The organism is Phyllobacterium myrsinacearum, assembly GCF_002980555.1.
Classification (GTDB): Bacteria; Pseudomonadota; Alphaproteobacteria; order Rhizobiales; family Rhizobiaceae; genus Phyllobacterium; species Phyllobacterium myrsinacearum.
Genome location: NZ_PVBT01000044.1, coordinates 1 through 212, shown reverse-complemented (window position 1 = coordinate 212; position 212 = coordinate 1). Strand labels below are relative to the sequence as shown.

At 67.0% G+C, this 212-nt stretch carries 1 protein-coding gene; it reads left to right on the top strand.

Annotation, left to right across the window (positions count from 1 at the left end; genetic code table 11):
* The coding region (gene repC, locus C5750_RS26280) for a replication initiation protein RepC (RefSeq protein WP_245421285.1) at nt 1–212 on the top strand (212 nt) is incomplete at both ends.

Genomic DNA, 212 nt, shown 5'->3' with positions numbered 1-212 from the left:
TGCTCGGGGTCAGCCCCTCCGCCTATGAGGAGGCCTGTGCGGTGCTTGGCCAGGAAAACGCCGCCATTGCCGTGGCCTGCATCCTGCAAAGGGCCGGGCAGATCAATTCGGCCGGCGGGTATCTGCGCTCCCTCACCGACAAGGCGGCCAAGGGCGAATTCTCCGTCTGGCCGATGCTGCTGGCCCAGCTCAGGGCCAACGGCTCCCATGTC